At 71.4% G+C, this 24,044-nt stretch carries 23 protein-coding genes; 8 read left to right on the top strand and 15 right to left on the bottom strand.

Annotation, left to right across the window (positions count from 1 at the left end):
* Nucleotides 1–24: 24 nt before the first annotated feature.
* The 3 genes from D0Z08_RS12395 to D0Z08_RS12385 form a co-directional block, all read right to left on the bottom strand.
* Entirely contained in the window at nt 25–1,530 is a 1,506-nt protein-coding gene (locus D0Z08_RS12395; RefSeq protein ID WP_118925539.1) for an APC family permease, read from the bottom strand.
* Nucleotides 1,531–1,619: 89 nt separating this feature from the next.
* Nucleotides 1,620–2,819 (bottom strand): amidohydrolase family protein, encoded by a 1,200-nt coding sequence (locus D0Z08_RS12390; protein WP_182481279.1) that lies wholly within the window; start codon nt 2,817–2,819, stop codon nt 1,620–1,622.
* Between the two features lie 63 nt (nt 2,820–2,882).
* Nucleotides 2,883–3,911, bottom strand: coding sequence for a 6-phosphofructokinase (locus D0Z08_RS12385; RefSeq protein WP_118925537.1), 1,029 nt, complete (start codon nt 3,909–3,911; stop codon nt 2,883–2,885).
* Nucleotides 3,912–4,029: 118 nt separating this feature from the next.
* Between D0Z08_RS12385 and D0Z08_RS12380 the strand changes: the two genes are divergently transcribed.
* On the top strand, nt 4,030–4,851 hold the full coding sequence (locus tag D0Z08_RS12380) for a DUF1028 domain-containing protein (RefSeq protein WP_118925536.1): 822 nt from the start codon (nt 4,030–4,032) through the stop codon (nt 4,849–4,851).
* A 112-nt stretch (nt 4,852–4,963) separates the two neighbouring features.
* Here the strand turns inward: D0Z08_RS12380 and D0Z08_RS12375 are convergent, their stop codons facing one another.
* From D0Z08_RS12375 to D0Z08_RS12345, 7 genes are read right to left on the bottom strand one after another with little or no spacing between them, the layout of a single operon-like run.
* Nucleotides 4,964–5,857: a hypothetical protein gene (locus tag D0Z08_RS12375; protein WP_118925535.1), complete on the bottom strand. Its 894-nt coding sequence runs from the start codon at nt 5,855–5,857 to the stop codon at nt 4,964–4,966.
* Nucleotides 5,850–6,515, bottom strand: coding sequence for a response regulator (locus D0Z08_RS12370; protein WP_118925534.1), 666 nt, complete (start codon nt 6,513–6,515; stop codon nt 5,850–5,852). Before D0Z08_RS12370 ends, D0Z08_RS12375 begins: the two co-directional genes overlap by 8 nt.
* Nucleotides 6,516–6,554: 39 nt before the next feature.
* Nucleotides 6,555–7,331 (bottom strand): slipin family protein, encoded by a 777-nt coding sequence (locus D0Z08_RS12365; RefSeq protein ID WP_118925533.1) that lies wholly within the window; start codon nt 7,329–7,331, stop codon nt 6,555–6,557.
* On the bottom strand, nt 7,328–8,725 hold the full coding sequence (locus tag D0Z08_RS12360) for an NfeD family protein (protein ID WP_118925532.1): 1,398 nt from the start codon (nt 8,723–8,725) through the stop codon (nt 7,328–7,330). Before D0Z08_RS12360 ends, D0Z08_RS12365 begins: the two co-directional genes overlap by 4 nt.
* Nucleotides 8,726–8,772: 47 nt before the next feature.
* Complete coding sequence (locus tag D0Z08_RS12355; RefSeq protein WP_118925531.1) at nt 8,773–9,276, bottom strand: flavin reductase family protein; 504 nt, start codon at nt 9,274–9,276, stop codon at nt 8,773–8,775.
* The gene (macS, locus tag D0Z08_RS12350; RefSeq protein ID WP_245993906.1) at nt 9,273–10,409 is read right to left on the bottom strand and encodes a MacS family sensor histidine kinase; all 1,137 of its coding nucleotides are present in this window, start codon (nt 10,407–10,409) and stop codon (nt 9,273–9,275) included. Before macS ends, D0Z08_RS12355 begins: the two co-directional genes overlap by 4 nt.
* Nucleotide 10,410: 1 nt before the next feature.
* Entirely contained in the window at nt 10,411–11,133 is a 723-nt protein-coding gene (locus D0Z08_RS12345) for a lysophospholipid acyltransferase family protein (protein ID WP_118925529.1), read from the bottom strand.
* A gap of 82 nt (nt 11,134–11,215) precedes the next feature.
* Between D0Z08_RS12345 and D0Z08_RS12340 the strand changes: the two genes are divergently transcribed.
* Together D0Z08_RS12340 and D0Z08_RS12335 are read left to right on the top strand one after the other, a co-directional pair.
* The gene (locus tag D0Z08_RS12340; protein ID WP_118925528.1) at nt 11,216–11,989 is read left to right on the top strand and encodes an alpha/beta hydrolase; all 774 of its coding nucleotides are present in this window, start codon (nt 11,216–11,218) and stop codon (nt 11,987–11,989) included.
* Between the two features lie 40 nt (nt 11,990–12,029).
* Nucleotides 12,030–12,476, top strand: coding sequence for a hypothetical protein (locus D0Z08_RS12335; protein WP_118925527.1), 447 nt, complete (start codon nt 12,030–12,032; stop codon nt 12,474–12,476).
* Here D0Z08_RS12335 and D0Z08_RS12330 read toward each other — a convergent pair.
* From D0Z08_RS12330 to D0Z08_RS12310, 5 genes are read right to left on the bottom strand one after another with little or no spacing between them, the layout of a single operon-like run.
* A complete protein-coding gene (locus D0Z08_RS12330; RefSeq protein ID WP_118925526.1) occupies nt 12,473–13,378 on the bottom strand; it encodes an ROK family protein in 906 nt (301 codons plus the stop codon). The two genes, D0Z08_RS12335 and D0Z08_RS12330, sit on opposite strands and share 4 nt — an antisense overlap.
* 8 nt (nt 13,379–13,386) lie before the next feature.
* Nucleotides 13,387–14,334 (bottom strand): ROK family glucokinase, encoded by a 948-nt coding sequence (locus tag D0Z08_RS12325; protein ID WP_118925525.1) that lies wholly within the window; start codon nt 14,332–14,334, stop codon nt 13,387–13,389.
* The gene (locus D0Z08_RS12320; RefSeq protein WP_118925524.1) at nt 14,331–14,795 is read right to left on the bottom strand and encodes a hypothetical protein; all 465 of its coding nucleotides are present in this window, start codon (nt 14,793–14,795) and stop codon (nt 14,331–14,333) included. Before D0Z08_RS12320 ends, D0Z08_RS12325 begins: the two co-directional genes overlap by 4 nt.
* Nucleotides 14,792–16,033 (bottom strand): ArsA family ATPase, encoded by a 1,242-nt coding sequence (locus D0Z08_RS12315; RefSeq protein ID WP_118925523.1) that lies wholly within the window; start codon nt 16,031–16,033, stop codon nt 14,792–14,794. Before D0Z08_RS12315 ends, D0Z08_RS12320 begins: the two co-directional genes overlap by 4 nt.
* A 29-nt stretch (nt 16,034–16,062) precedes the next feature.
* Nucleotides 16,063–16,521: an SRPBCC family protein gene (locus tag D0Z08_RS12310; protein WP_118925571.1), complete on the bottom strand. Its 459-nt coding sequence runs from the start codon at nt 16,519–16,521 to the stop codon at nt 16,063–16,065.
* A gap of 79 nt (nt 16,522–16,600) precedes the next feature.
* Between D0Z08_RS12310 and D0Z08_RS12305 the strand changes: the two genes are divergently transcribed.
* From D0Z08_RS12305 to D0Z08_RS12285, 5 genes are all read left to right on the top strand, one after another.
* Nucleotides 16,601–18,397, top strand: coding sequence for an AMP-dependent synthetase/ligase (locus D0Z08_RS12305; RefSeq protein ID WP_118925522.1), 1,797 nt, complete (start codon nt 16,601–16,603; stop codon nt 18,395–18,397).
* A gap of 245 nt (nt 18,398–18,642) precedes the next feature.
* Nucleotides 18,643–19,416 carry a Flp pilus assembly protein CpaB gene (gene cpaB, locus D0Z08_RS12300; RefSeq protein ID WP_118925521.1) on the top strand — a complete coding sequence of 258 codons (774 nt, stop codon included), beginning with the start codon at nt 18,643–18,645 and terminating at the stop codon, nt 19,414–19,416.
* Between the two features lies 1 nt (nt 19,417).
* Nucleotides 19,418–20,602: a CpaE/TadZ family protein gene (locus D0Z08_RS12295; protein ID WP_118925520.1), complete on the top strand. Its 1,185-nt coding sequence runs from the start codon at nt 19,418–19,420 to the stop codon at nt 20,600–20,602.
* Nucleotides 20,603–20,604: 2 nt separating this feature from the next.
* Entirely contained in the window at nt 20,605–22,134 is a 1,530-nt protein-coding gene (locus D0Z08_RS12290) for a TadA family conjugal transfer-associated ATPase (protein WP_245993905.1), read from the top strand.
* Nucleotides 22,131–24,044 (top strand): type II secretion system F family protein, encoded by a 1,914-nt coding sequence (locus tag D0Z08_RS12285; protein ID WP_118925519.1) that lies wholly within the window; start codon nt 22,131–22,133, stop codon nt 24,042–24,044. Before D0Z08_RS12290 ends, D0Z08_RS12285 begins: the two co-directional genes overlap by 4 nt.

Here is a 24,044-nt window from a genome sequence, read left to right as displayed (position 1 = left end):
CGGGTGCCACCAGACCTTGTCGGGCTACCTCGGGTCGTCCGTGGGATCGATGTCCATGTGCTCGATGTCGGCGAAATGACCGCCCTCGGGCTTGTAGAAGATCCGCGTGATGCCCCACAGCACGATGCCGACCAGGAGCAGGATCCCGGCGATGACGTACTGCACCTGGTCTGCCTCCAGCCGCGCCCACGGACCGAGCAGGTAGGCGCAGAAGAGGGCACCCAGCACCGGCACCACGATCGGGGCCTTGAACGAGCTCCCGTCCCCCGGGTCCTTGCGCAGGACGAGGCAGGCGATGTTGACGATCGTGAAGACCGCGAGCAGCAGCAGTGCGGTGGTGCCGGAGAGAGCGCTGACGACCGACACCTCGGTGCCCTTGTCGGCGTCGCCGATCGTCTTGTCGCTGAGCTTGACGACCGCGACGATCAGGCCCAGCGCCAGCACGGTGGTGAACGCGATCGCCGCCCACGGGGTACGGCGCCCGGCGAGGACGGTTCCGAGGGCGGGCGGCAGCACCTGCTGGCGGGCCATGCCGTAGATGAGCCTGCTGGCCATCAGCATGTTGATCAGCGCGGTGTTGGCGACCGCGAACACCGTCATGAACGGGAAGAAGTCGTCGATCGGCAGGTCGGGAGCGCCGAGCTTGACGACGTCGATGAGGATGCCGGCGTCCGGGTTCGTCGGCGCTGCGATGTCACCCGGAGGGATGACGACGACCACGGACACCGCGACCAGCATGTAGATCAGCGCCGCGATGCCGAGTCCGGTGAGCATCACGCGCGGGAAGATCCGCTCGGGCTCGCGCGTCTCCTCGACCATGTTCACGGAGTCCTCGAAGCCCACCATCGCGAAGAACGCGATCGTCGTGGCGATGGTGACCGCCAGGAACAGGCCCTTGTCGTCGGGGCTCTCGAAGACGGTGACCCGGTCGAAGTCGCCGTCGCCGCGGCTGATGACCACGAAGCCGATCACGATGACGATCGCGAGCGCCGCCATCTCGATCAGCGTGAGCACGATGTTGAACTTGACGCTCTCCCCGACGCCCCGGAGGTTGATCGCCGCGAGCAGGATCATGAACGCCAGCGCGATCGCCATCGCCCACCCGCTGGTGGTCGGGACGTCCTCCCAGATGTTGTTCAGGCCGAGCAGCAGGTTGTTCGCCAGCAGGTTGGACGAGGTGGAGGCGCTGGTGATGCCCGAGCACACGACCGTGAACGCCACGAGGAACGTGACGAAGTGGACGCCGAAGGCCTTGTGGGCGTAGAGCGCAGCACCGGCCGCCTGGGGGAACTTGGTGACCAGCTCGAGATAGGAGTACGCCGTCAGGGTGGCGACCGCGAACGCGACGAGGAACGGCAGCCAGGCGATGCCGCCCACCTGGCCGGCCAGCCGACCGGTGACGGCGTAGACGCCGGCGCCGAGGATGTCGCCGACGATGAAGAGCAGCAGCAGGCCGGGGCCCATCACCCGCTTGAGCTCGTGCCGCTGCCCTTCGGCCGGGGCGTGGTCCCTCGAGGTCGAGGCAGTCATCCGAGATCCCTCCATGGGGTGAGGTCCGCTTCCGTGGACGTCACCCTCCCGCAAGAATTCCTGTTTGGGAAGGACCGCGGCGGAGCGCCTCAGATCTGGTGTCCCCTGACCAGGACCGCCTGTGGCCGGCCCAGACCAGCCGGGTCGGCGGCCAGGTCTCCCTCGGCGACCAGCAGGTCGGCGTCGTACCCCACGGCCAGCCGGCCGGTCACGTCACCGACGCCGCACGCGTCCGCGGCGCCCGAGGTCCCGGCGGCCAGTGCCTCCTCGACCGGGTAGCCGCTCTTCACCATGTCGGTGACGGCTCGCCACGCGCCACCGTGCGGCTTGGCCGGCATCGCCCCGGAGTCGACGCCGGGCACCACCCGGACCCCGTGCGCGCGCATCCGGCCGAGGTCGACGTACCGCTGGGCCATCATCTGGTCGAAGTCGAGGCCCAGCCGCGCGAACGTCTCGGTGACCTGGGGCGGGGGCGGCGGCATGTTCGCCATGATGTCGGGGTCGAAGCCCATCGTCGGATCGACGGCGACCCCGGCCGCCGCGACCCGGTCGAGCAGGTCGTCGCTGAGCTCGGCGCCGCCCTCGGCGATCCCGCTGAAGTGCTCGATCCCGTCGACGCCCCCCGCGAGCGCGGCCTCGATCCCGGCGACCGAGTGCGCGTGCGCGAGCACCTGCAGCCCGACGGCGTGCGCGGCGTCGACGATGACCCGGATGTCGTTCGAGGTGTACTGCGCACCGAACATGTCGGTGCCGGGGGTCAGGAACCCGCCGCTCGCCATCACCTTGATCACGTCCACGCCCCGCTCGTGGTGCTCCGCAACGGCCGCTCTGAGCTCGTCCGGCGTTCCAGCGATGCTGCCGAGGAAGTGGCAATGGCCGTCCGGACTGGTGATCGGCGGCCCGGCTGCAACGATCCGCGGCTGACCCGGAGCACGGCGGTCGCGGGTCCCGAGCGTCCGGTAGCCGCGATCTCCCAGGTCGCGCACCGTCGTCACCCCGCCCGCGGCCTGCGCGGCCAGGGACTTGTCGATCTCGACGTCGATCTCCTCGAGCGTCATCGATCCCACCCGCTCGAGTGACCCCGGTTGGCCGTCGGAGACCAGGTGGACGTGCGCGTCCACCAGGCCGGGCAGGAGCGTTCCGTCGTACGACGTCACCTCGCACCCGGCGGGCACGGTGAAGTCGCCTGGTTCGACGCCGACGATCCGCGCCCCCTCGATCAGGACCGTCGCACCGCCCGGGAGGAACCGGCTGCCATCGAATGCACGGGGAGCGCGCCAAGCGAACACAGGCCGAGTCTGGACCGCGTGCGGGCCCGATGTCATCAGCCGATCGGCTGAGGGAAGGAGCCGTCAGCCGAAGAAGACCTGCGCCTCGGCGTACTCCTCCGGGCTGACGAGCTTGAGCTCGCCGGTGCCCTCGATGAGCGGCACCCGGATGATGTCCTTGCCGCGCAGCGCGACCATCACCCCGAAGTCGCCGTCGGCGACGGCACCGATCGCCTGCAGCCCGAACCGGGTGGCCAGCCACCGGTCGAACGCCGTCGGCGTGCCGCCACGCTGGACGTGGCCGAGCACGACGGCGCGCGCCTCGGCCCCGGTGCGGTCCTCGATCTCCTTGGCGAGCCGGTCGCCGATGCCGCCGAGGCGGACGTGCCCGAACGCGTCGACCTCGCCGCTCTGCAGCGTCATCCCGGTGCCGTCGCGCGGCACCGCACCCTCGGACACGACCAGGATCGGGGCGAACTTGGACTCGAACCGCTTCTGCACCAGGGCGCAGACCTCGTCGATGTCGAACGGCTGCTCGGGGATCAGCACGGTGCTGGCGCCGCCGGCGATCCCGGAGTGCAGGGCGATCCACCCGGCGTGGCGTCCCATCACCTCGACGACGAGCACGCGGTGGTGCGACTCGGCGGTGGTGTGCAGCCGGTCGATCGCCTCGGTCGCGATGTTGACCGCGGTGTCGAAGCCGAACGTGAAGTCGGTGCCGGAGAGGTCGTTGTCGATGGTCTTCGGGACGCCGACGACGTTGACCCCGAGGTCGGCGAGCTTGGTGGCGACGCCGAGGGTGTCCTCGCCGCCGATCGCGACCAGCGCGTCGACCCCGGCAGTCGCGAGGTTGTCCTTGATCCGCTGCACGCCGTCGTCGACCTTGAACGGGTTGGTTCGGGAGGAGCCGAGGATGGTGCCGCCCCGCGGCAGGATCCCCCGGCACTCGGCGATGCCCAGCTCCATGGTGATGCCCTCGAGCGGTCCCTTCCAGCCGTCGCGGAAGCCGACGAAGTCGAACCCGTGCTGCTTCACCCCCTTGCGCACCACGGCGCGGATCACCGCGTTCAGGCCGGGGCAGTCGCCCCCGCCAGTCAGCACTCCGACGCGCATCACGTCACTCCTTCTCCAGGCCCGGGGATTGGATCGTTCAACCAGGTCGAGCGTAGCGAAGCACCCCGATCCGGGTCACCCATCGGCGACGGCGATCTCCGGTCGCTACCGTTCCGGTATGACCTTCTCGATCGTGGCCCGGTCCGCTGACGGTGAGTCCTGGGGAGTCGCCGTCGCCTCGAAGTTCCTCGCTGTCGGCGCGGCCGTGCCGGCCGCGGTGGCCGGCGTGGGCGCCATCGCCACCCAGGCCGATGCCAACGTGGCCTACAAGGGGATCGCGCTCTCCCTCCTCGACGAGGGCGCGACCGCGCCGGTCGCCCTCCAGCGACTGCTGGAGGAGGACACCGAGCGCCAGCACCGCCAGGTCGGCATCGTCGACATCGACGGCGGCGCTGCGTCGCACACCGGCCAGGAGTGCATCGACTGGGCCGGTGGGGTGACCGGCGAGGGCTACGCGATCCAGGGCAATTGCCTCGCCGGCGCCGCGGTCGTCGACGCGATGGAGGAGGCGTGGCTGGGGAGCGACCCCGACGCCCCCCTGGCCGATCGGATGCTCGCGGCCCTCGCCGCTGGCGACGCGGCGGGAGGCGACAAGCGCGGGCGGCAGTCGGCGGCACTCCTGGTGGTCAAGGAGGCGGCAGGGTACGGCGGCCTCGACGACGTCGCCGTCGACCTCCGGGTCGACGACCACCCGACCCCGATCGACGAGCTCGCCCGGCTGCTCGACCTCAACGACCTCTACCTCACCGCCTCGACCGAGGAGGAGCGGGTCCCCGTCGACGACGAGCTCCGGGCCGAGCTCGAGGCGTTCGCGACCGCCGCCGGCCACCGCGACTTCCGCGACTGGGTCGGCACCGAGAACTACGAGATGCGCGTCGCCCCCGACCTCGCCTGGATCGACGAGCGGATCCTGGCGATCGTGCGGGGGGCGGGGGGCTAGCGGCCGCTGCAGGAATCCCCGGTCCACCGGTGATTCCTGCACTGATCGGGCATTGCACTGGCCGATAAGTGCCAGTCTTGCCTGGGCGATGTGACGCTTGAGGCTGGTGTGGCTACCTGATCTTGTCGAGTGCGGCCTGCGCGGCGTCCCGCTCGGCGGTCGCGGTCCGGAGCGCGGCCGCCGCCTCGTCGCGGACGTCCTCCGCGTCACCGAGCTCGTCGTCGACCTCGTCGAGCTCCGACTCGAGGTCGGCCACCCGGCGCCGCAGCTCGTCGAGCTCGGCCTGCAGCTGCAGCGATCGCGCGGACAGCCGGTCGACGTCGGCAACGGCGTCGGCGTGCGCCCCGTGGGCTTCGTCGTACGACGCCGCGGCCTGGTCGCGCCGCTCCTCGGCCGCCGCGCGTGCCTTGTCGGCGGCGTCCGGGTCGGGGACCACCCGGAGGTCCGGCGGGCCCGGCTCGGGCGCCTCCCGGGCCGTCGCGGAGAAGCCGAGCGCCTCCGGCACCGCGAGGGCCGTGGCCAGCGCCGCCTCACCGATCGGGTCGACGCCGGTGGTCTGCAGCGGACCAACGAGCAGGCCGCTCCGGACCGCGCGTCCGCAGTCGGCATCGACCATCGCGGCCGTCAGCGTCGCCTCCACCTGGTCGGCGACCGCCTGGGTGACCTTGTGACCCGCCTCGGCCGCGTGCTGCCGGGCCATCTGGGTGACGGCGGCGGTGACCTGGCGACGCTGCTTGGTGAGGGTCCGCAGCTCGCCGGCGGACATCGCGGCCTGCGCCTCCCGCAGCGCGGCACCCACGTTGAGGAGCTGGTCGACCTGGCCCGCCTCGCGACGGACCAGCAGGTTGACGACCCAGGCGGCGATGCCGGGCTTCTTCAGCGCTTTCACCGGGGCCGCGAGGTCGGTGCCCTTGAGCTCCTTGGCCCGGGCGTCCCGCGCGGCGGTGAACTCCCCCGGCGGGAGCGCGTACAGCTCGTCGGCGATCTCGAGCAGCGTCTCAGTCATCGTCGTCCAGGCCCTGCTCGATCGCGTAGCGGGTCAGCTCGACCCGGTTGTGGAGCTGGAGCTTGCGCAGGGTGTTCTGCACGTGGTTCTGCACGGTGCGGTGCGAGAGCACCAGCCGGTCGGCGATCTGCTTGTAGGACATGCCCTTGGCGACCATCTTGAGCACCTCGGTCTCGCGCTCGGTGAGCTGCTCGCCGTGGGGCGTCGCCGGTCCCGGGTCCAGCGCCATCCGGCGGAACTCCCCGAGCACCAGGCCCGCCAGGCCCGGGGTGAAGACGCTGTCGCCGACGCTCACCCGTCGGACCGCGGCGATCAGCTCGTCGCGCGAGGCGGACTTGACCAGGTAGCCGGTCGCACCGGCCTTGACCGCCTCCAGCACGTCGTCCTGCTCACCGGAGGCGGACAGGATGAGCACCCGCGCCGACGGATCCTCCTGGAGCACGGTCGCTGTCACCTCGACGCCGCTCGGCGGCGGGATCTGCAGGTCGAGGACAACGACCTGCGGCCGGGTCGCGCGGAACCGGTTGATCGCCTCGGTGCCGGTGGCGGCGGTGGCGACGATGCTGAGGCCGGCGGCGTCGAGGTCCTTCGCCACAGCGTCGCGCCACATCGGGTGGTCGTCGACGACCATCACCCTCAGCCGAGCCTGCTCCTCCATGGGCGAGACCCTAGTGCCCCCCGAAACCGGCCGGTCGGGTCAGTCGCGCCGCGCCGCGTCGGCCGCCGCCTTGTCCACCATCCGGAGCAGCTCCATCGGCACCGGGAAGGCGATCGTGGAGTTCTTCTCCGCGCCGAGCTCGAGCAGGGTCCCGAGCGTCCGCAGCTGCATCGCTGCCGGATGCTCCTCGAGGACCACGGCCGCCTCGCCGAGGTTGGCTGCCGCTTCCTTCTCGCCGAGCGCATGGATCACCTTCGCCCGCCGGTCCCGCTCGGCCTCGGCCTGCCGAGCCATGGCACGGCGCATCGACTCCGGCAGGATCACGTCCTTGACCTCGACCACGGTGACCTTCACACCCCACGGGTCGGTGACCTGGTCGATCACCTGCTGGAGGTGTTGGTTGATCTCGTCCCGCTTGCTCAGCAGGTCGTCGAGCGGTGCTCGTCCGAGCACGCTGCGGAGCGTCGTCTGCGCGATCTGCTGGGTGCCGAAGCGGTAGTCGTCGATCGACAGCACCGACCGCACGGCTTCCACCACGTTGAAGTAGACGACCGCGTTCACCCGCACGGTGACGTTGTCCTCGGTGATGACGTCCTGCGGCGGGATGTCGTACGTCTGGGTGCGCAGGTTGACCCGGATCAGCCGATCGACGATCGGGATGATCAGGATCAGGCCAGGGCCCTTCAGCGGCTGGATCCGCCCGAGCCGCAGAATCACGCCGCGCTCGTACTCCGGCAGGATCTTGACCGCCGCAGCCACCAGCGCCACCACGGCGATGAGGGCCAGGGCAAGTCCGATCAGTGCTCCCTCGCTCATGACGCACCTCTCTCCTCGTCTCCCGCGGCCGGTCCGGGCGCGGCTGGTTCCTCGGCTCCTTGGTCGGCCTGGTCATCGTCCTCGGGCACGTCCGGGTCGACGACCAGGACGAGTCCGTCGATCCCCACGACACGAGCCTCGCGGCCCGTCCGTAGCGGGGGTCCGGCGCTACGCAGGGACCACCACGCCCCCTCGGTGAACGTTCGCCCCGTAGACCCGTCGCTCTCCTTGACGGGCACCAGGCGTCCGATCAGCACGTCCGTCCCCGTCGAGACCGACGGCGCCCGCCGCGCGCGCATCGCGACCCGGCCGACGCCCACCACCAGCACGAACATCACGACCGCGAGCGGGACCGCCGCCCAGAGGTCGACCGCGACGCCCTCGGCGTCGTCGAACAGGAACACGGCCGAGAGCAGGAGGACGACGGCGCCGCCGAACCCGAAGCCCGCGGTGCCTGGCGCCAGTACCTCCGCCACCAACAGGCCGGCAGCGACAGCGAGCAACAGCAGGCCGACTGCGTTGACCGGCAGCACGGAGAGGCTGAAGAGCGCGAGCAACAGGCAGGTCGCGCCGGTCGCGCCGGCGAACCCGGCGCCGGGCGTGGCGAGCTCGTAGATCAGCCCGAGGGTGCCGAGGGTCAGCAGCAGGAACGCGAGGTTGGGGTCGGCCAGGAACTGCAGCAGCTTTCGGAACACGCCCATCTCGTGTCGGTCCGTGTCGGCGCCGCCCGTGCGTACGACGACGGTGCGCTCGTCCGCGACGGTGACCTGCTGGCCGTCCGCGGCGGCGAGGGCATCGGTCAGCGACGAGGCTCTGGCGTCGACCACGCCTTCGGCGACCGCTGTGTCGACGTCGACGGCGCGGCCCTCGCGGACCATGGCCGAGGCAAACTCGAGGTCTCGGCCGCGGAGCTTGGCCAGCGACTCGGCCTGGGCGGCCAGATCGTTCACGATCTTGTCCGAGACCTCCTCGCCTTCGAGGCCGACCGGCGTCGCTGCTCCGATCGTGGTGCCCGGAGCCATCATGGCGACGTGCGCGGCGAGGGTGATCACCGCGCCTGCGGACGCAGCCCGGGCGCCCTCGGGCGCCACGTAGACGATGACGGGAACCGGGCTCGCCAGGATGTCCCCGACGATGTCGCGCATCGCGTCCACCAGGCCGCCCGGGGTGTCGAGCTCGATGACGTATGCCGCATAGCCACCGTCGGCTGCGTCGCGCAGCCCGTCCTCGACGTGGTCGGCAACGACCGGGGTGATGGGGGTCGCCAGCGTCGTCACCAGTACCCGGGGCTGGTCGTCGAGCGCCGCGGCGCCTGCTCCCGAACCGATGAGGCCGACCGCCACCACGAGCACGGCTGCGAACAGCCGTGCCCCCGACTGCAGGCACCCGTTCATCGGACCAGCGACCTCAGCGTCAGCCTACGCCGACCCATCAGACGAGCTCAGGCCGTGTGGAACCGCCCGCGACGGTGCAGCAGTGGCTGGTCGTCGTCACCGACAGCGATCTCGTCCAGCACGGCCTCGACCTCGACCGACCAGCCCACCTCGCGCTCCCCTGCCAGCGACACGGAGGCGTGGGTCGTCGCGGTCGCGAGCAACGGTCCGTACGGCGTGGCGACGAACTCCGCCTGGCGGAACGGCCCGCCGGGCGCGGGCGCCGTCCCGGCGAACGCCTCCGCGAGCTGCCGGTCGTCCCAGGTCAGCAGCTGGACGACGGCCCGCCCGGTCTGCCGCAGGCCGGCGAGCAGGTCGCTGTCGGGGTCCAGCAGCGCCAGCACCCGGGGCTCCGGCCCGAGCGCCACCATCAGCGACGTCACGGTGAGTCCGGTCCTGTCCCCTCCTTCGCCGGCCGTCCAGAGGGTGACGGCGCCGACGATCCGTCCTCGCAGCCGCCGGGCCGGGTCGGGGTCGGGGTCGGCGAACGGATGGCCGGTGTGGATCGTCATTCGAGACCTGCTCTCCGGGGTACGACGAACTCCCACTCGGTGCCGAACGGGCCGGTGCTGAGCGTCGCCGTACCGCCGAGGTCGCGGAGGCGTCCCTCGATCGACTCGCTGACCCCGAGCCGGCCCTCGGTGCGGGCAGCGTCCAGCCGTCCCTCGGGGATCCCGTCGCCCTCGTCGCGCACCGAGATCGCGATCCGGTCGCCGAGGTCCTCCAGCAGGACCCAGGCGGGGGCACCGTCGCCGACGTGCCGGGTCACGTTGTCGAGGCAGGCACCCACGACGGCCACCAGCTCCGCGACGACCGACGCGGGCAGCTCGACCGGCCCGCCGGGGAGCACCACCTCCAGCCCCGGGCGGGGCGCGAACGACCCGAGCGCGGTCGCCAGGTCCTCCGTGTCGGGACGGTCGGCAGCGGTCACGCGGTCCTGGGCCCGGATCAGCGTCCGCAGCGCCCGCTCCTGCTCCCCTGCCAGGCGGCCGAGCTCGGCCGCCTCACCGCCGAGCTCGGCGCCGCGGCGCTGGACCAGGGCCAGCACCTGCAGCACGCCGTCGTGCACCACGCGGGCGAGCCGGGCGCGTTCGGTGGCCGCCGCGGCCTCCCGCTCGGCCAGGTCCCGCTCGGCCGCCATCTGCTGGAGCGACTCCACGAGGTAGCCGACGATCGGCCCCCCGAGCACGATGAGGAAGACGTAGCCGTAGTTGCCCTGGTCGAAGTCGGCCCGGATCAGCCGGTCGGTGCCGCCGAGGATGACGGAGGCGATCAGGCCACCCCGCCAGCCGTAGCGGATCGCCCAGGCCAGCAGGGCGCCCATGATCCAGAAGCCGGGGATCGTGGCGTTGAACCACTCGCCCTTGACGAAGGGGGTCGCCACCAGCAGCCCGACCGCGATCCCGAGGTCGGCGACCATCAGCCGCACGGTCCGGCGGATCGGCTTGGCGTAGGTGACGGTCGCGTGCACCGTCCACACGACCATCACTGCGACGCAGAGCCAGCCGGCGACGGGGTGCTCGAAGTTGTTGCGGTAGGCAGCCAGCACGACCGCGTTGACGAGGACGACGACCCGCAGCACCGCGAGCGCGCGGAACATCCGGTTCTCGACCGCGACCACCGCGCGGACCGACGTACCGGTCACGTCACGCTGCAGGCTTGCGCTGCTCGTCGCCCTTGGCGGAGTCGCCCTTCTTGGACTCCTCCTTGGCCCGGGTGGCGTACATGTCGACGTACTCCTGACCGGACAGCCGCATGATCTCGTACATGATCTCGTCGGTGATCGACCGCAGGATGAAGCGGTCGTTCTCCAGGCCGGCGTAGCGGCTGAAGTCGAGCGGCTTGCCGAAGCGCACGTGCGGGCGGGTCCAGCGGCCGAACTTCTTGCCCGGAGGGGCCACCACGTCGGTGCCGACGACGGCGACCGGGATGACCGGGACGCCGGTCTCGAGCGCCAGCCGCGCGATGCCGGTCTTGCCGCGGTAGAGGCGGCCGTCGTGGGAGCGGGTGCCCTCGGGGTAGATGCCGAAGAGCTCGCCCGCGCCGAGCACCCGCTTGGCGGAGAGCAGAGCGCCGGCCGCGGCGTCGGCGCCGGCCCGGTCGATCGGGATGTTGCCGGTGCCGCTGAAGAACGTCTTCTGCAGCCAGCCCTTGATGCCGGGCGTGGTGAAGTACTCGGCCTTGGCCACGAAGCTCACCTTGCGCGGCACGACGAGGGGCATGAACAGCCAGTCGGCGTACGACAGGTGGTTGCTGGCGAGGATCGCCGGTCCGTCGGCCGGGACGTGCTCCACACCGTCGGCACGCGGCCGGAACACGAGCTTCAGGATCGGCCCCAGCGCGATGAACTTGAGGAACCAGTAGAACACCCCACGCACCCTTTCCCCGAGACCGACGGGTCAGAGCCTAGTGCAGCGCGGGACAGGTTCCACACTGGTGCACAATCGCGCCATGAGTCGCAACCCGGAGTACGAGCCACTGACGGTCGACGCGCGCCCCGAGCTGACCGGCGGACGCCGGATCGGGGTCCTGCTCAGCCACGGCTTCACCGGCTCCCCCTTGTCGATGCGGCCCTGGGGCCGCTACCTCGCCGAGCGGGGGTACGGCGTAAGCGTGCCGCTTCTCCCCGGTCACGCCACCTCGTGGCAGGACCTCAACACCAAGCGCTGGAGCGACTGGTACGGCGCGATCAGCGCGGCGTTCGACGAGCTCGTGGCCGAGCACGACCAGGTGGTGATCGGCGGCCTCTCGATGGGTGGCACCCTCGTCCTGCGACTCGCCGCCGACCGCGGCGACCAACTGGCCGGCGTGATGGTGGTCAACCCGGTGGTCGCCTCGATGCGGCGCGACATCAAGGCGCTGCCCGTCGTCAAGCACCTGGTGCCGTCGCTCCCCGGCATCGCCAACGACATCAAGAAGCCCGGCGCCGAGGAGCACGGCTACACCCGCACACCGCTGCGTGCGTTCCACTCCGTGGTCCAGGCCTGGCGGCCGTTGATAGCCGATCTGCCGCAGATCAAGGCGCCGCTGATCTACTTCCGGGCCGACGACGACCACGTCGTGGACGCGGCCTCGCAGCCGATCATCCTCGGCCGGATCTCGTCGACCGACGTCGACGTGGTGCCGCTGCCGGACTCCTTCCACGTCGCCACCCTCGACAACGACGCCCCGACGATCTTCGAGCGCTCGGCCGAGTTCGTCGCCCGGGTCACGGCACCCGGGTAGCCCGCCCACGGGGATTGGCGGTTCGCCGTACCCTGGAGGCATGGCCCGCGAGGACGACGCTGAGTCTGCCGACCTGGCCCGCGAGCAGGAGCGCGAGCGGGAGTGGCAGCAGATCGTCGAGAACTACGGCGAGCGCGCCCTCCTCGACCCGGAGGACGCGGCGCCTGCTCCCGCGGCGCCCCAGCCGGTCCCGGAGCCGGAAGACCTCGACGATCCCAGTGAGGTCCGCGACCAGGTCCACCCGGAAGACGAGTTCGTCCCGCCGACCCCGCCGCCCATCCCCCGCCCCCCGCTCGACCGCCTGCTCGCGTGGCTGGGCGTGTTCGGCGTCCCCGCCGTCGTGCTGTTCTGCATCGTGGCGGGCATCAGCGTGCCCAGCTGGTTCGGGCTGCTGATGGCGGCCGGCTTCCTCGGCGGCTTCGGCTACCTGGTGCTCCGGATGTCCGACGAGCCCCGCGATCCCTGGGACGACGGCGCCGTCCTCTAGCCCCGCGAGGTCATGAGCAGCGCGGCGCCGACGGCGCCGGCCTCGGGACCGAAGCGGGTGGCGACCACCGGCGGGAGGTCGCGGTAGGCGGTGGCCTGGATCGCGTCCACGAGCCCGCGGCGTGCCGGCTCGAGCAGCAGGTCGCCGACGGCCGAGACGCCGCCGCCGACCACGACCTTCTCGGGGTCGAAGGACGAGACCAGTCCGGCGATGCCGACGCCCAGCCAGGTGCCGACGGTGGCGAACGCCTGCCGCGCGACCGGGTCCCCGGCGCGGGCGAGCGCCTCGACCTCGCGCCCGTCGAGGTGGGACCCGAGGGCGACCCGCATCACCCGCTCGAGCGTGCGGCCGCTGCAGTACTGCTCCCAGCAGCCGCGGAGCCCGCACTCGCAGGCCAAACCGTCGGGCACGACCTGGACGTGCCCGAACTCCCCGGCCATGCCGTTCGCGCCGCGCACCACGCGGCCGTCCAGGACGACGGCGCCGCCGATGCCGGTGCCGACCGTGATCAACAGCGCCGAGGAGACCCCGCGGAGAGCGCCCGCGGCGAGCTCGGCGTGGGCTGCGCAGTTCGCGTCGTTGTCGAGTACGACGGGCGCCCCGATCCGCTCCGCGAGCCGGTCCCGCACGGGCGCGTCCCGCCAGGGCAGGTGCGCGCCGAAGCGGACCCGCTCCCCCGGACGGTCGACCAGGCCGGCGGCGGCGACGCCGACCCCCGACACGGGCCGGCCGGCGGCGACCTCGAGCGCCGCCTGCACCACGGCCGCCTCGACCTCCGCGTCCGAGGCCGAGCGGCCCGGCATCGGGACCTGGGCGGACGAGGCGACGACGAGATCGTCGCCCTCCCCCGTCAGCTCGACGGCGAGCACCTTCGTGCCCCCGACATCGACCCCGACGTACATCGCGGTGCTTACGGCCTCGCCAGGTCGGCGGCGCCGATGACGCCGGCGTGGTTCCCGAGGAGGGCCCGGCGGATCTCCGCCTGCGGCCGGTAGCCACGTCCGGTGAGCGCGAGGGTGAACGTCTCGCGGATCGGGTCGAGCAGCAGGTCGCCGGCCTCGCTGACGCCACCGCCGATCACGATCACCGCCGGATCGAGCACCGCGACCAGGGACGCGATGCCGTGACCGAGCCACTGGCCGAGGGAGCGGAGCTGCTCGATGGCGAACCGGTCGCCGTCCTGCGCCGCCTCGGTGATGAGCGGGCCGGTGATCGCGGCGGAGTCGCCGCCGGCCCGGTCGAGCAGGTCGCGGGCGAGCAGCGACGACCCGGTCGCCGCTTCGCGGGTCGCGCGGACCAGGGCCGAGCCGGAGGCGTACTGCTCGAAGCAGCCGCGGTTGCCGCAGCCGCACTGCAGGCCGTCCGGCACCACACAGAGGTGCCCGATCTCGGCGGCGACGCCGTACCCGCCCCGCAGCAGCCGGCCGCCTGCGATCACGCCGCCGCCCACCCCCGTGCCGACGGTGACCATCAGCTGGTCGTCGACGTCGCGCCCGGCGCCGTACTGGAACTCGCCCCACGCCGCGGCGTTGGCGTCGTTCTCGACCACGACCGGCAGCCCGGTCAGCCGGGCGAGCTCGGAGCCGAGCGGCTCGTCCCGCCAGGCGATGTTGGGGGCGAAGAGCACGGTGGAGCGGCCGGCGTCGACGTAGCCCGCGGCGCCGACCCCGACGGCAGCGACCGGGTGCCGGGCGGCCAGCTCGGCGACGAGCGCGGCGACGGCGATCTCGATCGCCTCCGGGTCGGTCGCCGGCGACACGACGCGCGCCTCCTCGAGGATCGCCCCGCTGCCGTCCACCACTGCACCGGCGATCTTGGTGCCACCGATGTCGATGCCGCAGGTGACCGCGCCGGTCATCGGTCGGCCTGCGGGTCGGCAGTCGGGTCGGCAGGCGGGTCGGCCGGACCGTCGTCGGTGTCGTCGAGGTCGATCCGCTCGACCTCGGGACCGCGCTGCGGCCCACCGTGGTCCGGCGGCGGCACCGTCTCGAGCACCCCGGCAGCAGCCTGGAGCAGCGAAGTCGCCGCGGTGAGCAGGTGGGTCCGTACCTCGGGCGAGGTCTCGCGGACGGCATGGACGACCCGGCAGACGGGGCAGTACTTGCACTCCGCGCTGCCCGTGGCGATGTGGTCGTTGACCTCGTGCGCCAGCGACGACGCCTGGTCGGCGAGGCCGGCCAGGCTGCCACCCGCGTCTGCGCCCTGCTGGCGTGCCAGGTCGGCGAGGGCGCCGAAGAGCTTCAGCGCCTCCTCCCCGACAGAGCCGACCTGAGGACGCTCCGCGCCCTCCGATCCCTTCGGGTCCTGCGGTTCGGTCATGTCACCGCCTCCCGGCTGGTCGTCGTGGGGCTGGTCGTCGTGGGGCTGGTCGTCGTGGAGACGGCGTCGGGGTCGCGGAAGCGCACCTGCAGCTCGCCGCCGTCCACCTTGGCACCGGCGACCCGCAGCCGGGCCAGGCCGGCCGGCAGGGTCAGCAGCCTGCGGGACGACCCGACCGTCACGACCAGCTCGTCGCCGTTGCGGGCGAGGTCGACCTCGGCCCGGGTGACGAACGGGAGGGCGAGGTGGACCACCGCGTCGCCGGACTGCTCACGGGTGACACGGAACGGGCCCTCGCCCGCCGGCTGGGCCAGCGGGTCGTCGTCGCCGTACAGCTGTCGGGCCAGCTCGGTGACCGCAGGTACGCCGACCGGCTCGCCGGGTTGGTACTCCGAGCACCAGATCGGCAGCCCGGCGAAGGACTGGTCGACCTCCTTGAGCACGGTCTGCTGCGCATCGACCCAGCCGGCCCGCCACGCGTCGCCGTCGCCGGCCGGGAACACCCGGTTCGCCACGACGCCGTCGACCCGGTAGCCGAACAGCGACAGGCTCGTGTAGGCGCGCCGCGCCTCGGCCAGTACGACGTTCTCGGGCGTGAGCACCAGCCGGACCGAGGCATCGGGGCCGGAGAGCAGCGCGTGCACCTCGTCGAGCTCGGCGTGGAGCCGGGTGATCGCGTCGAAGACGGTGTCGCCCGGCATCGGCACGCCCGCCGCGCGGTTGAGCACCGGCCGGAGCGCCTTGACCAGCCGCCGCTGGATCGGCAGCAGCCGCTCCATGTACCACCCGAGCGCCTCGGGCAGCGCGAGCAGCCGGAGCGTCTCGGCGGTCGGCGCGCAGTCGACGACGATCACGTCCCACTGGCCGGAGCGGGCGTGCAGCCGCAGCTCCAGGAGTGCCAGCACCTCCTCGGCGCCGGGGATCACCGTCATCTCCTCGGCGGCGACCGGGTCCATCCCGGCGGCGTCGAGCACGGAGAGCAGGTAGCGCTGGACGTCGGCCCACGACTGCTCGAACCGCAGCTGGGCGTCGACCTGGTGCACGAACAGCCGGTCCGCGATCTCGGTCGGCTCGGCGTGCACCCGGCCGGGCGCGCCGTACGCGTCGGCGAGCGAGTGCGCGGCGTCCGTGGACAGCACCAGGGTGCGGAGACCCTGGGCGGCGGCGAGGGCGGCCGTCCCGGCGGCGACGGTCGACTTGCCGACACCGCCCTTGCCGGTGAAGAGGACGATGCGCACGTTGGAGCTCCGCGGTCCCTGCAGGGTGATCAGGCGCCCGACTCGACGCGCTTCTTGAGACCCTTCAACGCGGTGTCGATCAGGATCTTCTCGCCCTTCCGCTTGAGCATGCCGATGAGTGGGATCGACACGTCGAGGGCAAGCCGGTAGGTGACCTCGGTGCGACCCGGCGAAGTCTCGTCGAGGACGTAGGCGCCGTCGAGGGAGCGGAGCATCTTGCCCTGCACCAGGGTCCAGGTGACCTGGCGGTCGCCGTCCCAGATGTACGACAGCGTGTACTCGTCCTTGATCGGAGGCACGTCGAGCGCGAAGTAGACCTGCTCGGCGCGGCCGCGGGCCGCGGGGTCCGCCTCGTCGTACGACGCCTTGACGTCGGCGGTGGTGACGCCCTTCGCCCAGGCGGGGTATGCGGCGAAGTCGGCGATCACGGCCATCACGTCCGCCGCGGGAGCGTCGACAACGATCGACGAGGACGTCTGCTCTGCCATGGACGGCAGGCTACCGGAGAAGCGGGGCACCCCAACGCGGCGGTAACCTGCCGTGCGGTCTATCCCAGGAGGAACAACCTTGCGCGAGTACTCCACGCCCCAGTCCGTCGACATCCCGACGACCGGGAACCTGACGGACGACGTCGTCCGCAACGCGGCCGAGGCTCCCGAGGCCGTCGTGTTCAGCCGCCCCTCGCCGGACGGCGGCGACTGGGAGGACGTGACCACGCACGCGTTCCTCGAAGAGGTCAGCGAAGTCGCAAAAGGGCTGGTCGCAGCGGGTATCGAGCCCGGCGACCGGGTCGCGATCCTGTCGCGCACCCGCTACGACTGGACGCTGTTCGACTACGCCATCTGGTTCGCCGGCGCGGTGACGGTGCCGATCTACGAGAGCTCGTCCGGGGAGCAGATCGCCTGGATCCTCGGCGACTCGGGCGCCAAGGCGGTCGTCGCGGAGGACACGGGGCACGTCGCCAAGATCACAGCGGTCCGCCGCGACCTGGCCGAGCTCCACCACGTCTGGTCGCTCGGCGACAACGCGGTCGGCGTACTCACGCGGCTCGGCGCCGACGTCGGCGACGACGAGCTCGAGAAGCGCCGTACGACGGCGCAACCGGGCGACCTCGCCACGCTGATCTACACCTCGGGGACCACCGGTCGCCCGAAGGGCTGCATGCTCACGCACGACAACTTCCAGACCGAGCTGACCGTCGCGGTCGCCGAGCTGGACCAGCTGTTCGAGAGCGAGGGCGCGTCGACCCTGCTGTTCCTGCCGCTCGCCCACGTGTTCGCCCGGATCATCCAGGTCGGCGCGGTGAAGTCCCGCACCCGTCTCGGTCACAGTGCCGACATCAAGCACCTGCTCCCCCAGCTGCAGTCCTTCCAGCCGACGTTCATCCTCGCGGTGCCACGGGTGTTCGAGAAGGTCTTCAACACCGCCTCGCAGAACGCGACCGCGGACGGCAAGGGAAAGATCTTCGACCGGGCCGCCGACGTCGCGATCGCCTACTCCCGCGGCCTCGACGCCGGCCGGGTGCCGCTGCGGGTGCGCGCGCAGCACGCCGTCTTCTCGAAGCTGGTCTACGCCAAGCTCCGCGAGGCGCTCGGCGGCCAGTGCGAGTACGCCGTGTCCGGCGGCGCGCCCCTGGGTGACCGGCTCGGCCACTTCTACCGCGGCATCGGGCTCACCGTGCTCGAGGGCTACGGGCTCACCGAGACCACGGCCGCCCTGACCGTCAACCTGCCGGACGCGCTCAAGATCGGCACCGTCGGCCGGCCGCTGCCCGGAACGGCTGTCCGGGTCACCGACGACGGCGAGATCGTGTTCAAGGGCGGCCAGGTCTTCTCGGGCTACTGGGGCAACCCCGAGGCGACCGCCGAGGCCATCGACGCCGACGGCTGGTTCCACACCGGTGACGTCGGCGAGGTCGACGACGAGGGCTTCGTCCGGATCACCGGCCGCAAGAAGGAGATCCTGGTGACCGCGGGCGGCAAGAACGTCGCGCCCGCCGTGCTCGAGGACCGGGTCCGTGCACACGCCCTGGTCAGCCAGTGCCTGGTCGTCGGCGACGGCCAGCCGTTCATCGCGGCGCTCGTCACCATCGACGCCGACGCGCTGCCGGCCTGGGCCGAGCAGCACGGCAAGGACGACGTGCTCGAGCGGCTGGTCGACGACCCCGACCTGCGCCAGGCCATCCAGGACGCCGTCGACGACGCCAACCTGGCGGTGTCGAAGGCCGAGGCGATCCGGAAGTTCGAGATCCTCTCCTACGACTGGACCGAGGACGGCGGGCAGCTGACCCCCAGCCTCAAGCTGAAGCGCAACGTCGTCCTGCGGGAGTGCCGGGACGAGATCGCCGCGCTCTACGAGGTCTGAGCCTTCTGACCCACGCCGGACGGTCCGATCGCGTCAGTGACTGACCCGATATGACTAGGACCCCGGAACGTTCGGTCGGAGTCTGCGATTTCGCTCACTCGGCCCGGTTTTCCTCCGATAGCCTCCGATCGTCTCGGTGCCGCCTGGGAGGGTGCGCACCGGGCCTGGGACAACAAGATTTGACCCCGGGGAGCTCGCGGCGACGTGCCGCATCCCCGGCATGGGGAGCGGGAGGGCTCTGAGTTATGGACCGTCGCAAGTTGCTGTTGGTCGTCGCCGCCGTGATCGCGGTGCTGGGCGTGGCACTCGTCTTCGTCTACGCGAAGGGCGCTGACAAGCGCGCCGCGGACAAGTTCGACACCGTCGAGGTGCTCGTCGCGACCCAGAAGATCAGTCCAGGGGAGAGCTTCGACGACGCCCTCGAGAGCGGCAAGCTCGAGCTCGCCGACATCGCCCAGGCGCAGGTCCTCGACGGGGCCGACGACGAGTCCGACGAGTTCGAGGGCAAGCTCGCGCTCACGACCGTCTACCCGGGCGAGCAGGTCGTGCCGGCGAAGTTCGGTGGTGCGTTCGACATCGAGGCCGCAGCGACCCTGCCGATCCCCGAGGGCAAGATCGCGATCTCGATCCTGGTCAACGACGACGGCCGGGTCGGCAAGTTCCTCGCTCCTGGCGCCGAGGTGGCCGTGATCTTCACGGACATCGACCGGAGCACCCAGGAGCCGATCCTGACCAAGGTGCTGCTGAACCGCGTGACCGTCCTCGCCGCGGGCACCACCACCTCGCTCAACGGCGACGGCAACCAAGACGCGTCCGCCGAGGACGCACCGGAGGCCCAGAGCGAGCAGGGGATCCAGCAGCTGCTCACGATCGCTGTCTCGCAGCGCGACGCCGAGCGGGTGCGCTTCGCGGAGAAGGACGGCGAGCTCACCGCCGCGCTCCTCAACGACGGCAGCGATGTCGACGACGGGGCGAACCCCATCGTCAAGGACAACCTCCTCGACAACAAGGACAAGTGACATGCCCGTCCTCGTCGAGACCGACAGCGGGGTCGTCCCCTCGTTGCTGAGGGCGATGCCCGCCGGTTCCCACGCCGTCGCGGCTGCGGACCGCATGTACGTGTGGTTGGACCAGCACAGCGACGAGTACGTCGTCGCCCTCGGCCCGTCCCTGCCGCTGGACCTCGCGCTCTCGTACGCCGAAGACCTCCGGATCGCGAAGCCGACCGTCAGTGTGGTCCTGCTCCGCAATTCCTTCGACACCGAGGCGCTCACCCGGTCGATGCACGCCGGCGTGCGCGATGTCGTCGCCACTGACGACGAGAAGGGGCTGACCAAGGCGGTCGAGCGGGCCCACCAGCTCTACCTCGCCCTCCGTGGTCCGGGCGGCGCCCGGCAGATGGGTCGGGTCGTCACCGTCTTCTCCCCCAAGGGCGGTGTCGGCAAGACCACGACGTCGGTCAACCTCGCGCTCGCGCTCGCCGACAAGGGCGCGCGCAAGGTCTGCCTGGTCGACCTCGACCTCGCCTTCGGCGACGTCTCGATCACCATGCAGCTCTTCCCGACCCACTCGATCGAGCAGGCGGTCGGGTCCGAGGACTCCATCGACCTGGCGATGATCGAGGGCCTGCTGACCCGGCACGAGGACTCGCTCACCGTGCTGGCCGCGCCGGCCCACCCCGACGTGCGCGAGCGGGTCACGCCGCTGCTCATCTCGAGGATCCTGCGGGCGCTCCGGGACGGCTTCGACTACATCGTCGTCGACACCTCGCCGTCCTTCGACGACGCGACCCTCACCGCCCTCGACGAGACCGACGAGTGCGTGGTCGTGGCCACCCTCGACGTACCGACGCTCAAGAACGTCAAGGTCGCGCTCGAGACGATGGACATGCTCAACATCGCCCGTGGTCACCGGCACCTGTTCCTCAACCGGGCCGACGCCGAGGTCGGCATCGGTGTCGACAAGGTCGAGAACATCCTCGGCATGCCGGTGACGGCTCAGCTGCAGAGCGCGATGGACGTCGTCGCCTCGACCAACTCCGGCACGCCGATCGTCACCGCCCTGCCGAACCACCCCGCGAGCCGCGCCTACAACCAGCTCGCGGCGTCCGTGACCGGCGAGCCGATCGCCGTGCCCGCCTTCGTCCCCGACACCGTTGACGCGACCGCGAGGTCGCGCGGCCTGTTCCGTCGCGGAAGGAGCTGATCATGTCGAGTCTCTCCGAACGCCTCGAGGCCGCCCGGCGGGAGGCCCAGGGGAAGCACGCCGGCGAGCCGGACCCGAGCGACCCCCAGCGGCCGAACGGTCCGGCCCTCGCCGACAGGCTCACGCAGGCCGTGGCCACCGCGGCTGCCCCGGGCTCGGCCACCGCAGCTGCCGGCCCACTCTCCCAGCGGACCGCGGCGTCCGCTTCGGCTCCCGACAACCGCTCCGCCCAGCGGCGGGCGCTGGCCGGTTCGGAGAACGACCGGATCGAGGAGCTCAAGATCAGCGTTCACGCCGAGCTGCTCAAGGAGCTCGGGCCGCACCTGTACGACGCGGAGATGGACCAGGCCGAGCTCGACCAGCGGGTCCGCACCGTGCTGGCCGAGGTGCTGAGCGCGCAGGACCGCCCGCTCAGCAACAGCGACCGCGCGCGGGTCACCCAGGAGATCAGCGACGACATCCTCGGCTACGGCCCGATCGACCCCTACCTCCGGGACCCCGAGGTGTCGGAGGTCATGGTCAACGGCTACAACGACGTCTGGCTGGAGAAGGGCGGTCGCCTGACGAAGGCCGACGCCCACTTCGCGGACGAGGCGCACCTGCGGCGCACGATCGACAAGATCGTGTCCCGGATCGGGCGCCGCGTCGACGAGTCGAGCCCGATGGTGGACGCGCGCCTGCCCGACGGCAGCCGTGTGAACGCGATCGTGCCGCCGCTGTCCATCGACGGGTCCGCGCTGACGATCCGGAAGTTCGCCACCGACCCGCTCACCGTCGACGACCTGATCGCGTACGGGTCGCTGAGCCCGCAGACTGCTGACTTCCTCGATGCCTGCGTCCGCGGCCGCCTCAACATCATCGTGTCGGGCGGCACCGGCGCCGGGAAGACGACCACGCTCAACGTGCTGTCGTCCTTCATCCCGTCCGACGAGCGGATCGTGACCATCGAGGACGCCGCCGAGCTCCAGCTGCACCAGGACCACGTCGTCCGACTGGAGTCCCGGCCCGCGAACATCGAGGGCAAGGGTGCCGTCACCATCCGCGACCTGGTGAAGAACAGCCTCCGGATGCGCCCCGACCGGATCGTCGTCGGCGAGGTCCGCGACGCGTCCGCCCTCGACATGCTGCAGGCGATGAACACCGGCCACGACGGCTCGATCTGCACCCTGCACTCCAACGGCCCGCGCGACACGCTGGCCCGCATGGAGACGATGGTCCTGATGGCCGGCATGGACCTGCCGATCCGGGCCATCCGCGAGCAGGTCGCCTCCGCCGTCGACCTGATCGTCCACCAGTCACGCTTCAAGGACGGTTCGCGGCGGATCACCCACATCACCGAGGTCGAGCGGATGGAGGGCGACGTGATCACCCTCCAGGACGTGTTCGCCTTCGACAACACCGCGGGCTTCGACGAGAGCGGGCGCGTGCTCGGCCGGCTCCGCAGCACGGGCCTCCGACCAAGGTTCATCGAGAAGCTCGCCAATTCCAACGTCGCGGTCGACCCCGCACTGTTCCGACTGGACCGGGCATGAGGCGCGTCGTTCTGGCGGCGCTCGCCGCGGTCCTCGTCGTACTCGCGCCCTCGACCGCCTGGGCGGCGGAGGACGACGCGACGATCGCGCACGTCGAGGTCGCCGACAACGGCCTGCGCATCCTGGTGAGCGTGCCCTCCGGCGCCGAGGTCGACCTCGACGCCGTTGCCGGCACGCTCGACGGCGACACGCTCGACGCCACCGCGACCTCGACCGGCACCGACACCACGGTCCAGCGCACCACCGTGCTCGCCATGGACACCAGCGACTCGATGGCGCGCAACGGCAGGTTCGAGGCTGCGAAGGAAGCCGCGCTGACCTTCCTCGACAACGTCCCGGCGGACGTCCTGGTCGGGATCGTCACCTTCGACGGAGACGTGTCGACCGCTCTCGATCCCACCACCGACCGCGCTGCGGCCGAGGCCGTCATCGACGACCTCGAGCTCAGCAAGGGCACCCTGCTGTACGACGGCATCCTGGCCGCCGTGGACCTGGCCGGCGAGGGCGGGCAGCGCTCGGTCCTCGTCCTCTCGGACGGCGCTGACACCGGCAACGACACCGGCCTCACCGAGGTGACGGCCGCAATCGAGGACACGGCGACACTGGTCGACGTCGTCTCGCTCGACCAGGAGAACAAGCCGAAGGCCGCTGCCGCGCTCAGCGACCTGGCCGCAGCCGGCCAGGGCACCGTGATCGAGTCGACCGGCGCGGCCCTCGCCGACGCGTTCGCAGCCGAGGCGGAGGTGCTGTCCGACCAGATCCTGGTGACCGCTCCGCTGCCTGCCGGTTTCAACGCCGAGGAGGCCACGGTCGCGATCACGCTGCCGACCTCGGACGGCAACCTGGTCGCCAGCGCGTTCGCGAAGATCCAGGACGCGCCGGACGGTGACACCGGTCCGTCGACCCAGCCGGTCAACCCGGACGACACCTGGCAGCTGCCGGACTGGGCGCTCTACGCCGGCATCCTGGTGTTCGGCATCGGGCTGGTGACCGCTGCCGTCCTGCTGGTCCCTGCCAGGAAGCAGCCGATGACCATCGCCGACCGCCTCACGGCGTACACGGCGAGCACCGGAGTGGGCAGGCAGGAGACCAAGTCCGCGTCCGACCCGATGTTCGACCAGGCCAAGGCCGCCGCAGCCGGCGTGCTCGACCGCAACAAGGGGCTCGAGCAGAAGCTGGCGGCCCGCCTGGCGGCTGCCGGGAGCGGCTTCAAGCCGTCCGAGTGGCTCCTGCTCCACGTCGGGGTCGTCATCGCGTCGGGCCTGTTCGGCCTGCTGGTCGGCGGCGGCAGCCTGGTTGTCGGGATCCTGTTCGTCATCCTCGGCTTCTTCCTGCCGCGGTTCTTCCTGTCCTTCAAGGCCGGACGCCGGCGCAAGGCATTCAACAGCTCGCTGCCCGACACGCTCCAGCTGATGGCGGGTTCGCTGTCCGCGGGGCTGTCGCTGGCCCAGTCCGTCGACACGGTCGTCCACGAGGGGCCGGAGCCGATCGCCTCGGAGTTCAAGCGGGTGCTCGTGGAGACCCGGATCGGTCTGGAGATCGAGGACGCCTTCGACGGAGTCGCTGAGCGGTTCCAGAGCAAGGACTTCGCCTGGGTGGTGATGGCGATCCGGATCCAGCGCCAGGTCGGCGGCAACCTCGCCGAGCTGCTCACGACGGTGGCCGCGACGATGCGCGAGCGCGAGTACCTCCGTCGACAGGTCGCAGCACTCGCGGCCGAGGGCAAGCTCTCCGCGATGATCCTGGCCTGCCTGCCGCCCGGCTTCCTGATCTTCCTGAGCTTCACGAACCGCGGCTACATCGAGCCGCTGTTCAACACCGGGCTCGGGCTGATGATGCTGATCGGTGCGACCGTCTGGCTCTGTATCGGAGTCTTCTGGATGAGCCGCATGGTGAAGGTGGAGATCTGA

Origin of the sequence: Nocardioides immobilis (assembly GCF_003515065.1) — a bacterium.
Classification (GTDB): Bacteria; Actinomycetota; Actinomycetes; order Propionibacteriales; family Nocardioidaceae; genus Nocardioides; species Nocardioides immobilis.
This window is presented reverse-complemented; position numbering and strand designations above follow the sequence as displayed.

Excerpts from the sequence above, each read along its gene's own strand:
- D0Z08_RS12285 (WP_118925519.1), top strand. The coding sequence starts at position 22,131 with ATGAGGCGCGTCGTTCTGGCGGCGCTCGCCGCGGTCCTCGTCGTACTC.
- D0Z08_RS12385 (WP_118925537.1), bottom strand. The coding sequence starts at position 3,911 with ATGCGCGTCGGAGTGCTGACTGGCGGGGGCGACTGCCCCGGCCTGAAC.
- D0Z08_RS12360 (WP_118925532.1), bottom strand. The coding sequence starts at position 8,725 with ATGAACGGGTGCCTGCAGTCGGGGGCACGGCTGTTCGCAGCCGTGCTC.
- D0Z08_RS12295 (WP_118925520.1), top strand. The coding sequence starts at position 19,418 with ATGCCCGTCCTCGTCGAGACCGACAGCGGGGTCGTCCCCTCGTTGCTG.
- D0Z08_RS12370 (WP_118925534.1), bottom strand. The coding sequence starts at position 6,515 with ATGGAGGAGCAGGCTCGGCTGAGGGTGATGGTCGTCGACGACCACCCG.
- D0Z08_RS12330 (WP_118925526.1), bottom strand. The coding sequence starts at position 13,378 with ATGTACGTCGGGGTCGATGTCGGGGGCACGAAGGTGCTCGCCGTCGAG.
- D0Z08_RS12395 (WP_118925539.1), bottom strand. The coding sequence starts at position 1,530 with ATGACTGCCTCGACCTCGAGGGACCACGCCCCGGCCGAAGGGCAGCGG.
- D0Z08_RS12320 (WP_118925524.1), bottom strand. The coding sequence starts at position 14,795 with ATGACCGAACCGCAGGACCCGAAGGGATCGGAGGGCGCGGAGCGTCCT.
- D0Z08_RS12355 (WP_118925531.1), bottom strand. The coding sequence starts at position 9,276 with ATGACGATCCACACCGGCCATCCGTTCGCCGACCCCGACCCCGACCCG.
- D0Z08_RS12335 (WP_118925527.1), top strand. The coding sequence starts at position 12,030 with ATGGCCCGCGAGGACGACGCTGAGTCTGCCGACCTGGCCCGCGAGCAG.
- cpaB (WP_118925521.1), top strand. The coding sequence starts at position 18,643 with ATGGACCGTCGCAAGTTGCTGTTGGTCGTCGCCGCCGTGATCGCGGTG.
- D0Z08_RS12325 (WP_118925525.1), bottom strand. The coding sequence starts at position 14,334 with ATGACCGGCGCGGTCACCTGCGGCATCGACATCGGTGGCACCAAGATC.
- D0Z08_RS12375 (WP_118925535.1), bottom strand. The coding sequence starts at position 5,857 with ATGACTGAGACGCTGCTCGAGATCGCCGACGAGCTGTACGCGCTCCCG.
- D0Z08_RS12365 (WP_118925533.1), bottom strand. The coding sequence starts at position 7,331 with ATGAGCGAGGGAGCACTGATCGGACTTGCCCTGGCCCTCATCGCCGTG.
- D0Z08_RS12380 (WP_118925536.1), top strand. The coding sequence starts at position 4,030 with ATGACCTTCTCGATCGTGGCCCGGTCCGCTGACGGTGAGTCCTGGGGA.
- D0Z08_RS12310 (WP_118925571.1), bottom strand. The coding sequence starts at position 16,521 with ATGGCAGAGCAGACGTCCTCGTCGATCGTTGTCGACGCTCCCGCGGCG.
- D0Z08_RS12340 (WP_118925528.1), top strand. The coding sequence starts at position 11,216 with ATGAGTCGCAACCCGGAGTACGAGCCACTGACGGTCGACGCGCGCCCC.
- D0Z08_RS12290 (WP_245993905.1), top strand. The coding sequence starts at position 20,605 with ATGTCGAGTCTCTCCGAACGCCTCGAGGCCGCCCGGCGGGAGGCCCAG.